At 64.8% G+C, this 13,306-nt stretch carries 11 protein-coding genes; 6 read left to right on the forward strand and 5 right to left on the reverse strand.

Going from position 1 to position 13,306, the window contains the following annotated elements; all coding sequences use genetic code 11:
* From sdhA to gltA, 4 genes are all read left to right on the forward strand, one after another.
* Positions 1–1,779, forward strand: a complete 1,779-nt coding sequence (sdhA, locus tag AC56LR_RS11125) for a succinate dehydrogenase flavoprotein subunit (protein WP_497130317.1) — start codon at positions 1–3, stop codon at positions 1,777–1,779.
* A gap of 49 nt (positions 1,780–1,828) precedes the next feature.
* Positions 1,829–2,539 carry a succinate dehydrogenase iron-sulfur subunit gene (locus AC56LR_RS11130; RefSeq protein ID WP_497130319.1) on the forward strand — a complete coding sequence of 237 codons (711 nt, stop codon included), beginning with the start codon at positions 1,829–1,831 and terminating at the stop codon, positions 2,537–2,539.
* Between the two features lie 232 nt (positions 2,540–2,771).
* Positions 2,772–3,038, forward strand: a complete 267-nt coding sequence (locus tag AC56LR_RS11135) for an FAD assembly factor SdhE (RefSeq protein ID WP_497130320.1) — start codon at positions 2,772–2,774, stop codon at positions 3,036–3,038.
* 69 nt (positions 3,039–3,107) lie between these two features.
* The gene (gene gltA / locus AC56LR_RS11140) at positions 3,108–4,409 is read left to right on the forward strand and encodes a citrate synthase (RefSeq protein ID WP_497130321.1); all 1,302 of its coding nucleotides are present in this window, start codon (positions 3,108–3,110) and stop codon (positions 4,407–4,409) included.
* Positions 4,410–4,469: 60 nt separating this feature from the next.
* Here the strand turns inward: gltA and AC56LR_RS11145 are convergent, their stop codons facing one another.
* On the reverse strand, positions 4,470–6,953 hold the full coding sequence (locus tag AC56LR_RS11145) for a hybrid sensor histidine kinase/response regulator (RefSeq protein WP_497130323.1): 2,484 nt from the start codon (positions 6,951–6,953) through the stop codon (positions 4,470–4,472).
* 170 nt (positions 6,954–7,123) lie between these two features.
* Here AC56LR_RS11145 and AC56LR_RS11150 point away from each other — a divergent pair, with 170 nt between their 5' ends.
* Together AC56LR_RS11150 and AC56LR_RS11155 are read left to right on the forward strand one after the other, a co-directional pair.
* A complete protein-coding gene (locus AC56LR_RS11150; RefSeq protein ID WP_497130325.1) occupies positions 7,124–8,008 on the forward strand; it encodes a PhzF family phenazine biosynthesis protein in 885 nt (294 codons plus the stop codon).
* Between the two features lie 340 nt (positions 8,009–8,348).
* Complete coding sequence (locus tag AC56LR_RS11155) at positions 8,349–8,696, forward strand: TfoX/Sxy family protein (RefSeq protein ID WP_497130327.1); 348 nt, start codon at positions 8,349–8,351, stop codon at positions 8,694–8,696.
* A 128-nt stretch (positions 8,697–8,824) separates the two neighbouring features.
* Here AC56LR_RS11155 and AC56LR_RS11160 read toward each other — a convergent pair whose 3' ends face one another.
* From AC56LR_RS11160 to AC56LR_RS11175, 4 genes are all read right to left on the reverse strand, one after another.
* On the reverse strand, positions 8,825–9,577 hold the full coding sequence (locus AC56LR_RS11160; RefSeq protein ID WP_497130328.1) for a phosphatase PAP2 family protein: 753 nt from the start codon (positions 9,575–9,577) through the stop codon (positions 8,825–8,827).
* A gap of 34 nt (positions 9,578–9,611) precedes the next feature.
* Entirely contained in the window at positions 9,612–11,252 is a 1,641-nt protein-coding gene (locus AC56LR_RS11165) for a phosphoethanolamine transferase (protein ID WP_497130330.1), read from the reverse strand.
* A gap of 88 nt (positions 11,253–11,340) precedes the next feature.
* On the reverse strand, positions 11,341–12,591 hold the full coding sequence (locus tag AC56LR_RS11170; protein ID WP_497130332.1) for a sensor histidine kinase: 1,251 nt from the start codon (positions 12,589–12,591) through the stop codon (positions 11,341–11,343).
* Positions 12,588–13,280: a response regulator transcription factor gene (locus tag AC56LR_RS11175; RefSeq protein ID WP_497130334.1), complete on the reverse strand. Its 693-nt coding sequence runs from the start codon at positions 13,278–13,280 to the stop codon at positions 12,588–12,590. Before AC56LR_RS11175 ends, AC56LR_RS11170 begins: the two co-directional genes overlap by 4 nt.
* Between the last annotated feature and the right edge of the window lie 26 nt (positions 13,281–13,306).

Consider the following 13,306-nt stretch of genomic DNA (forward strand, 5'->3'; position numbering starts at 1 on the left):
GTGGCAGCAATCAAAACTGCAATCCCTACCCGTCGTTTCGACGCGGTCATCGTTGGCGCCGGCGGTTCCGGCATGCGTGCGTCGCTGCAGCTGGCTGAAGCCGGCCTGAATGTGGCCGTGCTCTCGAAAGTATTCCCGACCCGTTCGCACACCGTCGCGGCCCAAGGCGGCATCGGCGCCTCGCTCGGCAACATGAGCGAAGACGACTGGTACTGGCACATGTTCGACACCGTCAAGGGCGGCGACTACCTGGGCGACCAGGATGCGATCGAATTCATGTGCCGCGAAGCCCCGAAGGTCGTGTACGAACTCGAACACTTCGGCATGCCTTTCGACCGCAACCCGGACGGCACGATCTACCAGCGCCCGTTCGGCGGCCACACCGCCAACTTCGGCGAGAAGCCGGTCCAGCGCGCCTGCGCCGCTGCCGACCGTACCGGTCACGCGCTGCTGCACACGCTGTACCAGCGTAACGTGCGCGCCCGTACCCACTTCTTCGTCGAGTGGATGGCCCTCGACCTGATCCGCGACGCCGAAGGCGACGTGGTCGGCGTGCTGGCCCTGGAAATGGAAACCGGCGACACCATGATCCTGGAAGCGAAGACCACCATCTTCGCCACCGGCGGCGCCGGCCGCATCTTTGCCGCATCGACCAACGCCTTCATCAACACCGGCGACGGCATGGGCATGGCGGCGCGTGCCGGCCTGCCGCTGCAAGACATGGAATTCTGGCAGTTCCACCCGACCGGCGTGTCCGGCGCGGGCGTCCTGATCACCGAGGGCGTGCGCGGCGAGGGCGGTATCCTGATCAACTCGAACGGCGAACGCTTCATGGAGCGCTACGCGCCGACCCTGAAAGACCTGGCGCCGCGCGACTTCGTCTCGCGTTCGATGGACCAGGAAATCAAGGAAGGCCGCGGCTGCGGTCCGAATAAGGACCACGTCCTGCTGGACCTGCGCCACATCGGCGCCGACACCATCAAGAAGCGTCTGCCTTCGATCCTGGAAATCGGCCACAAGTTCGCCAACGTCGATGCGACCAAGGAAGCGATTCCGGTCGTCCCGACCATCCACTACCAGATGGGCGGCATCCCGACCAACATCCACGGCCAAGTCGTCGCACCTGACGGCATGGGCAACCAGAAGATCGTCAATGGCCTGTACGCGATCGGCGAATGCGCCTGCGTGTCGGTGCACGGCGCCAACCGCCTCGGCACCAACTCGCTGCTCGATTTGCTGGTGTTCGGCCGCGCGGCCGGCAACCACGTCGTCGCCTCGAACCTGAAGCAGAAGCTGAACAAGCCGCTGCCGGCCGACGCCGCCGACATCGCGATGGAGCGCATGAACCGCCTCGAGACCTCGACCGGCGGCGAAAAGGTCCAGCACGTCGCCAACGACATCCGCGCCACGATGCAGAAGTACTGCGGCGTGTTCCGTACCGATGCGCTGCTGAACCAGGGCGTCACCGAGATCATGAAGCTGGACGAGCGCCGCAAGCACGTCTCGTTCAAGGACAAGTCGAAGGTGTTCAACACCGCCCGCGTGGAAGCGCTGGAACTGGACAACCTGATCGAGACCGCGAAGGCGACCATCGTGTCGGCCGCCGCCCGCAAGGAATCGCGCGGCGCCCACGCCCACAGCGACTACGAGAAGCGCGACGACGACAACTGGATGAAGCACACCCTGTGGTTCTCGGACAGCAACCGTCTCGAGTACAAGGCTGTGATCCAGAAGCCGCTGACCGTCGACACCTTCAAGCCGAAGGCCCGTACTTTCTAATATTGCATGGCCGGGGATGTCCCCGGCCTGGATGAACAGGTAAAACAACATGGCACGCACCGTCCAACTGAAGATCTACCGCTACGATCCTGACAAGGATGCGAAGCCTTACATGCAAGATGTCACCGTCGAGCTGCAAGACACCGACAAGATGCTGCTCGACGCGCTCCAGCGCATCAAGTCCGACGTCGACGACTCGCTCGCGCTGCGCCGCTCGTGCCGCGAAGGCGTATGCGGTTCGGACGCAATGAACATCAACGGCAAGAACGGCCTGGCCTGCACCACCAACCTGAACGAGCTGACCCAGCCGATCGTGTTGCGCCCGCTGCCTGGCCTGCCGGTCATCCGCGACCTGATCGTGGACATGACCAACTTCTTCAAGCAGTACAACTCGATCAAGCCGTTCCTGATCAACGACTCGATCAGGCCGGAGAAGGAACGCCTGCAGTCGCCGGAAGAGCGCGAAGAGCTCGACGGCCTGTACGAGTGCATCCTGTGCGCCTGCTGCTCGACCTCGTGCCCGTCGTTCTGGTGGAACCCGGACAAGTTCGTTGGCCCGGCCGGCCTGCTGCAGGCCTACCGCTTCATCGCCGACTCGCGCGACGAAGCCACCGCCGAACGCCTGGACAACCTGGAAGACCCGTACCGCCTGTTCCGCTGCCACTCGATCATGAATTGCACGGACGTGTGCCCGAAGGGCCTGAATCCGAACAAGGCGATCGGCAAGATCAAGGAATTGCTGGTTCGCCGGGCGATTTAAGGCTGGCGTTTCGATTTGCATATGTGCGTTGAACGCGCGTACGGCATAGCCGTACACCCTACGTAGGGTGGGCAGGTCTCCTGCCCGCGCGTTCAAATCACGCATGCATCACGGCGCAACCACCGCACCCTTGCGGTTTCCGCCCGTAAAGATGCCGCAAATACAGTAAAAGTACCGTACTGCCGAAACCCGGCCTACGGAGTATGATGTTGACCCAACAACGGACTCTAGTGTGAAAACGCATCAATCCGATCCTGCCAACCGTGCACGCCTGCGCTGGCGTTCGCGCCGCGGCTTGCTCGAGAACGATTTGATCCTCACGCGCTTCCTCGATGCGCATGAAGAAGAATTGAGCGACGAGGACGTCGATGCGCTGACCCGCCTGCTGGACCTGGCGGACAACCCGCTGATGGACCTGCTGCTGGCCCGCACCGAGCCGGAGGGCGAGGTCGACCAGCCGCACGTGCGCGCCCTGCTGGCGCGCCTGCGGCAAGCCTGAGCTCCCGGCATCGTCCGCGACAAGTTTTCGTTTATTGTTTTTAGATCCACTCCCAAAGAAGGAAGTGCCATGAATATTTCTGATACCAAAGCCACCCTGTCGTTCTCCGATGGCAGCCCATCGATCGACATGCCGATCTACAAGGGCACGATCGGCCCGGACGTCGTCGACATCCGCAAACTGTACGGCCAGACCGGCAAGTTCACCTACGACCCTGGCTTCATGTCGACCGCCGCCTGTAACTCGAGCATCACCTACATCGACGGCGACAAGGGCGAGCTGCTGTACCGCGGCTACCCGATCGAACAGCTGGCCGAGAACTGCGACTTCCTGGAATCGTGCTACCTGCTGCTGAACGGCGAACTGCCGAACGCCGAGCAGAAGCAGAAGTTCACCGACACCGTCACCAAGCACACGATGGTGCACGAGCAGATGCAGTTCTTCTTCCGTGGCTTCCGCCGCGACGCGCACCCGATGTCGGTCTTGGTCGGCACCGTCGGCGCGCTGGCCTCGTTCTACCACGACTCGCTCGACATCAACGACGCCAAGCAGCGCGAGATCTCGGCCATCCGCCTGATCGCCAAGCTGCCGACCCTGGTCGCGATGGCCTACAAGTACTCGATCGGCCAGCCGTTCATGTACCCACGTAACGACCTGTCGTACAGCGCCAACTTCATGCACATGATGTTCGCCAATCCGTGCGAAGAGTACAAGGTCAATGACGTGCTGGTGCGCGCCCTCGACCGCATCCTGATCCTGCACGCGGACCACGAGCAGAACGCATCGACCTCGACCGTCCGCCTGGCCGGTTCGTCGGGCGCCAACCCGTTCGCCTGTATCGCTGCCGGTATCGCCTGCCTGTGGGGTCCTGCCCACGGCGGCGCCAACGAAGCGGCGCTGACCATGCTGAAGGAAATCCGCTCGGTCGAGAACATCCCGGCCTTCATCGAGAAGGTCAAGGACAAGAACTCGGGCGTCAAGCTGATGGGCTTCGGTCACCGCGTCTACAAGAACTTCGACCCACGCGCCAAGCTGATGCGCGAAACCTGCCACGAAGTGCTGGAAGAGCTGGGCCTGCAGGAAGACCCGCTGTTCAAGCTGGCGATGGAACTGGAACGCATCGCGCTGAACGACGAATACTTCGTCTCGCGTAAACTCTACCCGAACGTCGACTTCTACTCGGGCATCGTGCAGTCGGCCCTGGGCATCCCGGTCTCGCTGTTCACCGGCATCTTCGCGATGGCACGCACCATCGGCTGGATCGCCCAGTGGAACGAAATGATCGCCGATCCGGAGCAGAAGATCGGCCGTCCACGCCAGCTGTTCGTGGGTTCGCCAGCGCGTGATGTGCCGGTGATCGACAAGCGTTAATCAAGCAACGCTGCGTCATCAAGAAGCGGACTTCGGTCCGCTTTTTTTGTGCGGTTTTTGTCAAGCGACCAAGGGGGTGGTCCGGGACAGCGCGGCGCTGAGAAAGTCCAGGTCGACCGGCTTGGCGTACAGGTCGTCGAAACCGGCCGCGATGGCATCCAGCCGGTCTTGCTGCTGGGCGTAGCCGGTAATGGCAATCAGGGTCGCGCCTGCCGTGGCGGGATCCGCGCGCAGGGTGCGGGCAAGGTCGAAGCCGTTCATTCCCGGCAGGCCGATATCGAGCAGGCAGACGTCCGGGCGGAATGTCCCCAGGCAGGCCAGGGCCTGTCTGGCCGACCGGGAGACCGAGACCTGGTGTCCGCGCGACTCCAGGTACATGGCCAGCATCGAGGCGGCGTCCTCGTTGTCGTCCACCACCGCAATGCGCAGCGCACCTGGCTGCATCTCCTGGCGCGGCTCGGGGACGCCATCGTATGCCGGCGCAGCCATGGCATGCCGGGGGAGGGTGACCTCGAACATGCTGCCCTTGCCAGGGCCCGCGCTGCACACCGTCACCTCGCCGCCATGCAGGTGCAACAGGCTTTTTACCAGCGCGAGTCCGATACCCAGCCCACCCTGGCTGCGATCGAGTCCGCGCGTGCCTTGCGAAAACAGCTGGAACGCACTTGCGGTGAGTTCCGGTGTCATGCCGATGCCGTCGTCGCTGACCCGGATGGTATGGGCGTCCGCTCCAGCTTCGAGCAGGACCTCGATATTCCCGCCATCGGGCGTGTACTTCGCGGCGTTGCTCAGCAGGTTAGTCATGACTTGCACCAGCCGCTTGCGGTCGCCGAACACGGCCGATGGCGTCGGCGGCAGGCGCAGCGCAAGGTGATGGGCGTGCTTTTCAATGAGGGGCCGCACCTGCTCGAGGGCGTCGGCGATCACGTCCCTGAGGTCGAGCGCGACGCTGTCGAGTTCGACCTTCCCGCGCGTGACCCGCGAGACATCGAGCAGGTCGTCGATCAGGCCCGTCATGTGCCGCGCTTGGCGGGCGATGATGGCGCTGCTGCGGCGCACGGTCGGCTCGTCGCCCGGACGCATGGAGAGGATGGCGGCGGCAGAGGTGATCGGCGCCAGCGGGTTGCGCAATTCATGGGCCAGCATCGCGAGGAATTCATCCTTCTTCTGGTCGGCCTGGCGCAAGGCTTCTTCCGCGCGGACGCGGTCGGTGATGTCCATCTGTGCAACGACGGCGCCGACGATCGCTCCGGCCTCGTCGCGGATCGGGGCCCCGGAATTGAGCACGATGCGGCGCTCGTGCGACGCATCGAAGGACTGCACCTCGATGATCTGGCGCGGCGCCGCTTCCCCGGCCAGCGCCCGGCTCATGGCCCAGTCGTGCTGCGACAGCGGCTGCCCATGGCGCGCCGAGCCGTCCGCCCACCATCCTTTCCATTCGCCGTACTCTTCGACATCGCCGGGAAACGGATGGGTTCCCCATATCTTGCGGTTTTCCGCATTGACCTGGATGACCGCACCCGCCGCGTCGGCGACGATGATCCCGACCGGCACTGCTTCGAGCAGCGCATCGAGGCGCCGGCGTTCGTTCTCGGCCTGGCGTGCGGTCTCCACAGCATGGTGCTGGCTCGCACGCAGTGCTGTTTCAGCCTGTTTGCGCTCGGTGATGTCGCGGTAGAAGACGGCCAGGCCGTCGTTGGCCGGATAGGCGCGGACATCGAGCCAGTAGCTGCGGCCATCGGGATAGACATAGCTGGCCTCGAAGTTGACGGGCACGCGCTCCTGCATGGCGTGCTTGTAGTGGCGCGCCATCGGCAGCTGTTCCGATCCGGGCCAGGCTTCCCAGTGCGACAGTCCGATGATCTCGGCAGCGGTACGGGTCTCGAACTTCAGGCCGCCCGCATTGATCTGGCGCACCCGGAAATCGCCGTCGAGGAAAACGAAGCCCTCGTCCATACCGTGGAGCAGGCGCTGGCTCTGGTCGCGTTCGAGTTCCAGCTCATGCTGTATACCCTGCTGGCGGATGAGCAGCTCGCGCTGGTCATGCACGGCTTTGCGCAATTCGATCTGGCTCATGACCTGCTGGGCGAGCGTCTCGAGGATGAACCGTTCCTGCGCAGTGAGTCCCTGCGGCCGCGGCTGCGTATCGAGCACGCACAACGTGCCGAGCGCCACGCCGTCGGCGGTCTTGAGCAATTCACCCGCATAGAAGCGCAGGCCGGGCTCGCCTGTGACCAGGGGATTGCAGGCGAAGCGATCATCCAGGCGCGTATCGGGCACGACCATCAGGTCTTGCTGGAGCAGGGCGAACTTGCAGATGGAATCGTCGAGCGGCATTTCCCGCGTGCCCAGGCCAACCTCGGCCTTGAAGAACTGCCGCGTTTGTGCAATCAGGTTGACCGCCGCAATCGGCGCATTGAGCAATTGGCTGAGCAGGAGTGCGACGTCGTCGAACGCTTTTTCAGGCGGCGTATCGAGGATGCCGTACGAATCGAGGACGTCCAGCCGGGCGATATCGCCGCCGTGCGTCAAACCTGCATTCATGGGGAAGCCTTGCCAGTGTAAAGAGAGGAGAGGGCATTGTATCCAGTTGCCGGGATGCATAGCGCGCTTCTGGAAGCCAATTCGTCCTGCGCAAGCGAACGCCGCGATGGCCGAAGCAAGGCAGTGCCGGTACACTCATGGTCAACCCTCGATTTTCCGATCGGACCATCATGGCGCGCCTACCCCTCAAGACCGTCGATGTCTTCACCACCGTGCCCTTCAAGGGCAACCCGGTGGCCGTGGTGCTGGATGCGGAAGGCCTGTCGACCGCGCAGATGCAAGGGATCGCCAGCTGGACCAACCTGTCGGAAACGACCTTCGTCGTTCCGGCCACGCTCGAGGGCGCCGACTACCAGGTCCGCATCTTCACGCCCGGCGCCGAGCTGCCGTTTGCCGGCCACCCCACGATCGGCACCGCGCATGCGCTGCTGGAAGCGGGGAGAGTCGCAGCAAGGGACGGCGTGCTGGTGCAGCAATGCGCGGCGGGGTTGATCTGCCTGACCGTGGAACAGCCAGACGAGGGTTCCCCGTGGATTTCGTTCGAGCTGCCCGCGCCAACCTTGACAGCACTGGATGCGCGCCAGGCCGCGCAACTGGAATCCATCCTGCGCGCCGACCTGGAAGTGAACGTCACGCCCTACCTGGTCGACGTCGGTCCACGCTGGGTGGTTGCCCAGTTGACCAGCGCGCGCGCGGTACTGGCATGCGAGCCGGACCTGCAGCGGATGAAGGCGCAGGACAGCAAGGACAGGCATACCGGCGTCATCATCTTCGGCAAGCATGACGCGGGCAGCGCCACCGGGATCGAAGTGCGCGCCTTCGCGCCGGCCCACGGCGTCAACGAAGACCCGGTATGCGGCAGCGGCACCGGCGCGGTGGCCGCCTATCTTCGGCATACGCGCCAGCTGGAGGAGTTCGGACGCGAGTTCCTGGCCAGCCAGGGCGAAATGGTCGGGCGCGCCGGCGTGCTCCGCTTGTCGATCTCGGATGCGGCGGTCAAGGTAGGTGGCCAGGCGATCACCTGCGTCGACGGCAGCATCGGTCTTCCACTCTAGGTGTTCGCAGCTTGGCCGGTGGGTCCCCAAGCGCCGCGCTCAGCGCTTCCAGCTGCACTTGCCCCGCACGATCGCCGCGCGATGCTCGTCCAGCCTGTCGCGGATGGCCTTGGCGATGGCTTCGTCTTCAGGACGCGCGCGCGTGCGCAACTGACAGGTCGCAGATAAGCAGCCAGCTCATGATCCTCGGTATCCACGCGCGCATCGCCTGCCTGATTGAATTATCGGTCCGCCAACTGTATAAGAATTGCTGAGATGGATGCTTAATCGGGCCTGAACGTTTACAGTCCTGTATGCGGCTGAAGGAGCCCGCACCCCTGTCATCAATCATGGAGAAGACGTGTCGACCGATCTCAGCTTTGTGGAATATGTCCTGGAGACGGCCAGGATGGGCAGCCGCCTGACGTACAAGAGGCTGTTCGGCGAATATGCGCTCTACCTGGACGAGAAGGTGATCGCCTTCGTCTGCGATAACAGCGTCTACATCAAGCCTTCGCAGGCGGTGACCACGCTCGCGCCGGATTTGCCGCAGGGGCCACCCTATCCCGGCGCGAAGGATTATCCGATCGCGGACGAACTGCTCGACGATCCCGATGCGTTTCGTCGCCTGCTGGTGGAAACCGCCGAGCTGATGCCGCTGCCGAAGCCGAAAAAGCCGGCCAAGGCCAAGCCGGCCAGCGCAGCATAGGAATCTGCGCTCGGAGGCAGCGCGTTGACGGATTCCCTGCAAGGGCTATACGGTGAGCACCGCGCTGCTGGGTCTCAAGGTGGGCGACACCATGAGCTGGGAACGCCCGGACGGCGGCATATTCGAAGTCACGGTGCACGGCATCGAGTACCAGCCGGAACGCGCAGGGGTGTATCACCGCCAGGCCTGCGCCGGGCGAGCTGCCGCGCCTGCAGCAGCATGACCAGGCCCAGCACGGTGGCGCAGGCGATCCATACCGACCACAGGGTATGGGTCAGGAAGTGGGCCCCGCGCATCTGCTGCATCCATCCGACCGCCATGCCCAATGTAATGGCTGCGCCGGCGGCGCGGCCGGCCTTGCGCGGTTCGAGCGGCAGCCACAGCACGGCCAGCGAGACCAGCCAGAGTGCGCTCGAGGCGTGTCCCGCCGGCAGGCAGTGGCCGGGGATGGCGCCGGGAGGCAGTGCCTCGAACAGGCGCAGGTAGGGCTGGCTGCCGCCGTAGCGCGCCAGGTCCCAGGGGCAGTGGGCATTGCTGCTTTGCTTGAGCAGGCTGATGGTCAGCGGCACCAGCGCCGCCGACCACGCAATCACCTGCAAGCGCAGGCGGACCAGGGGCGCCAGCCTGGAGCGTGGCCAGAGCGCGTCGCCGATCGCGGCGGCGATGAACAGCGCGGCCAGCACCGTCAGCGCGGTTTTGAGGATACGATGGCTGAACGTATCGGTCAGCCACGCCCGTCGCCAGGGGAATACGCCGGCGGCTGCGTCATAGAGGGCATCGGCCAGGTCGAGGTCGAGGTTCGTGAACTGCCCGAGTGCGAAGATCACCAGCGCCGCAAGGCCCAGCCAGGCTCCGATCCCAAGTCCGGCCCTGGTGCTCAACAGCGGCAATGCGTCGTCTCGCTCAGGCGTAGTGTCAGCTGTTGCGAACGCATGCATGGAACAAGTCCAGTTTCGGGTTGAGGACGGCCGTGTCGACGTTGAGCATCCCGAGCACCGAATGGAATACGTTGTCATGCGATAGCGCCTGGTCGCGGCGTGCCTCGAGGCAGGCGCGATCGATCCGGAAGCGGCTGGTGAAGCCGTCCGACATCCACAGCATCATGGGCACATGCGTTTGCTCGTCGGGAGCGAAGATATATGGCGCGCCATGCAGGTACATGTTGCGCTCGCCAAGCGATTCGCCATGGTCCGAGAAGTACAGCATTGACGTGTCCACGCCGTCGTCGTTCGCAGCAGTGCGCAGCAGGTCGATCGTCCTCGCGAGGAAATGATCGGTGTACAGGATGGTGTTGTCGTACGCAGCCACGATCGCTTCGCGCGAGCATTGTTCGAATTCGCTGGTCAGGCAAACCGGCCCGAATCGCCCGAATCCGGCCGGATAGCGCTTTGCATAAGCGGGTCCATGGCTGCCTTTCTGGTGCAGGACAATGACCAGGTCCTTGCTGGAACGCCTGATCAGGTCAGGCAAGCTGTCGAGCAGCCCTTCGTCATAGCATTCGTCGCCGGCGCAGCGGGTGTTGCCGGTTGCAGGTGACGACAAGTCAGTGAAAGCCACCCGGTCGCACACGCCCTTGCACCCCGAATTGTTGTCGCGCCAGAGCACCTCGAAACCCGCGTGCTGCAGGACGTCAAGGAGGCCCTCCTGATGCCTGGCCTTGGCGTCGTTGTAGTGATCGCGCCCGAGAACCGAGAAGACGCAGGGAACCGATACGGCGGTCGCAGTGCCGCAGGATTGCACATTCGCGAAATTGATCAGCCCCGCTTCGCGCGCCAACTGCGGATTGGTGTCGCGCGGATAACCATTGAGCGAGAAGTTGGCGGCGCGGGCGGTTTCTCCGACCACGATCACGGTGACGGTGCGCCGCGTCTTGCCCGCCCAGCGCTCGCCCCTGACGGCGTCGCGCCCGATCGCGGCCAGCGGGGCCGGCGTGCTCCAGCGATTGCGCAGGTATCCATTCAGGGCCTGGACTACATTGGTCGGCGTGAGAAGGTAGCGCAGCTCGCGGTGTTCGCGTACGGCCGGGGCCAGGCTCTTGAAGAGCATCACCAGCAGCAGCGTCGCCATGGCGAGCGAGCCGCCCGCGATGCCTGCGCGCTTGAGCAAACCGCGCACGCCATCGGGAAAGCTGATGTGCGCACGGGCTACCAGCAATGAAGGCAGGCCGCCGGTCAGGGCAACGAACAGCGCCAGTTTCCAGCTCAGCAGTTCAGAAGCTTCGCGCGGATCCGTCTCGAAGACATTCTGGATCATCGCCTTATCGATGACGATGCCATACTGGTTGATGAACCAGGCCGAGGTCGATGCAACCAGCAGAATCGCGATGATGGCCGGTTTTGCAAGGAAACGGAAGCTCACCAGCGTAAGCAGCGCGTGGAACAGCAGGACCACAATGGCAAAGCTTCCAAGCAGCAGGGGCAGGCGCCCCAGTGAAACACCGCCCACGGCAGGAATGAAGACCGACCAGAAATTGATGTTGGCGACGGATGCCAGCAGCAGCGCGACGGCAAGGACAAGCAGGTTGGCGCTGATGCGCCGGGAGAGGATGGCGGGCACTTCGTTTCACTTCAGGATGCGCAGCCGGAATGGCTGAGTTACCGGTGAACGATAGCGTCCCGCGCGTGAGCCGGCCGTCAGCCGGGCGTTAAGCTGGCGTGAAGGGCTGAGTCGAAGCGGCCGCGAAGGTGATGGTGAAGCGGCTGCCGCCCCCTTCGCGCGCTTCATAGGCGAAGCCCGCGCCCAGGAAGTCGCAGATGCGGCGCGCCAGCGCCAGGCCCAGGCCCGTGCCGGCCGAACCGGGCGCGGGGCTGCCGCCTTTCATCCCGAGGGTCGCGACCACGGCCGGAGGCAGGCCCGGGCCGGTGTCCTCGACCACGACCTGGCCGGGCAGCAGCCTGACCTGGATCTCGCCCTGGTCGGTGTACTGGCAGGCGTTGCGCACCAGGTTGCCGATGGCGGCGGCGCACAGTTCGCGCGGTGCACGCACCTTGAACGGCGGGCCGTCGACGAAGCGCAAGGCCAGCTTCTTGCCGGCCACCAGCGGGCGGTATTTTTCGACTTCGTCTTCGGCGATTTCGTCGATCGCTACCTGCGGCTGGGTGCCGAGTTCCGGGGACCTCGCCAGCAGCAGCAGCACGGTGACGCATTCGGCCGCTTCGCGCGCCGCGCGGTAGATGCGTTCGGCAGGAAGCAGTACGGCGGGCGAAGGGGCTTGCTGCACCAGGATCTCGGCGGCGCCCATGATCACGGTGAGGGGACTGCGCAGCTCGTGGCTGACGTCCCCGGTGAAATAGCGCTCGCGGTCGAGGAAGGCGCGCAGTTCGGTGGTGTGGGCTTCGAGTGCGCGCGCCAGCACGCCCAGCTCGTCGCGGCGGTCGGTGAGGGCGGGCGGCACGGTCTCGCTGCCGACCGACTGCGCCAGCTCGCGGATCGGGGTGACCATGCGCGTGCCCAGGAAGCGCCCCAGCAGGGCCGCCAGCAGCAGGAAGCCGACGAAGGCGACCGCGAACATCGAGTACACCACTACTTCGATCTTGTCGTAATCGCTTTCGTGGTCGACCAGCACCCAACCGCCGCGCGCATCGTGGCCGGCCAGCACATGCAGGCGCGTGTCGCCGACGTCGACCTTGTGCACGCCATCGGGCAGGGCGCGCAGCGGCGCGGGAATGGCGCCGTTGCGGTGGAAGCGCAGGCCGGCCGGCATGTCCACGTCCAGACCTGCGGCCTGGCGCGGCGCGGCCCAGGCCACGGCTGCCTCGAGGCGCTTGTCCACCAGCTGCACTTCGATGCCTTCCACGGCCAGCGCCGCGATCACGGCGAAAAAGCCCGATGCGCCCAGGCCGAACAGCAGGAAGCCGACGACGATCCGGCGCTTGAGCGAATCGGCGCTTTTCATCGTGGGCTTGCGGCTGGCTGGACCAGCTTATAGCCGACGCCGGCCACGGTCTGCAGCATCGGCGTTGCGAATGGCTTGTCGATGGCCTGGCGCAGTGCGTGGATGTGCGTGCGCAGCGCGTCGCTGTCGGGGCGGTCGTCGCCCCACACCGCGTGCTCGAGCGACTCGCGCGTGACGATGCGCGGCGCGGCGGCGAGCAGGGTGCGCAGCAGGATGTAGCCGGTCTTGGTCAGCAGCACCTGCACCCCGGCGCGCGAGGCCTCCTGGGTATCGGGATCGTAACTGAGCTCGCCGAAGCGCATGGTGGCGTGCACCGCATGGGCGGCGGCCGAGCGCCGCACCAGCGCCTTCAGGCGCACTTCGAGTTCGACCAGCGAGAAGGGCTTGACCAGGTAGTCGTCGGCGCCGCTGTCGAAGCCGGCCACCTTGTCGGACAGGCTGTCGCGCGCGGTGAGCATCAGTACCGGCGTGGCCTTGCCCAGTTCCGTGCGCAGCTTCTGGCACAGCTCCAGCCCGTTCAGGCCGGGCAGCATGATGTCCAGCACGATCACGTCGTAGTCGTTCTCGGACGCCAGCGCCAGCCCGCCGTAGCCGTTGCGGGCGGAGTCGAGCTGGTGGCCCTTGGGTTCGAGGAAGCCGTAGAGGTTGGCCAGGATATCGGGGTGGTCTTCGACGATGAGGATGCGCATGGGGCTATTCTAGTGCAGGTGCGTAG

The sequence above is a fragment of the Telluria sp. ZT3P39 genome, assembly GCF_059685935.1.

Bases quoted from the DNA above. Each gene is read 5' to 3' on its own strand.
- AC56LR_RS11130 (WP_497130319.1), top strand. From the start codon at position 1,829: ATGGCACGCACCGTCCAACTGAAGATCTACCGCTACGATCCTGACAAG.
- gltA (WP_497130321.1), top strand. From the start codon at position 3,108: ATGAATATTTCTGATACCAAAGCCACCCTGTCGTTCTCCGATGGCAGC.
- AC56LR_RS11145 (WP_497130323.1), bottom strand. From the start codon at position 6,953: ATGAATGCAGGTTTGACGCACGGCGGCGATATCGCCCGGCTGGACGTC.
- AC56LR_RS11150 (WP_497130325.1), top strand. From the start codon at position 7,124: ATGGCGCGCCTACCCCTCAAGACCGTCGATGTCTTCACCACCGTGCCC.
- AC56LR_RS11170 (WP_497130332.1), bottom strand. From the start codon at position 12,591: ATGAAAAGCGCCGATTCGCTCAAGCGCCGGATCGTCGTCGGCTTCCTG.
- AC56LR_RS11175 (WP_497130334.1), bottom strand. From the start codon at position 13,280: ATGCGCATCCTCATCGTCGAAGACCACCCCGATATCCTGGCCAACCTC.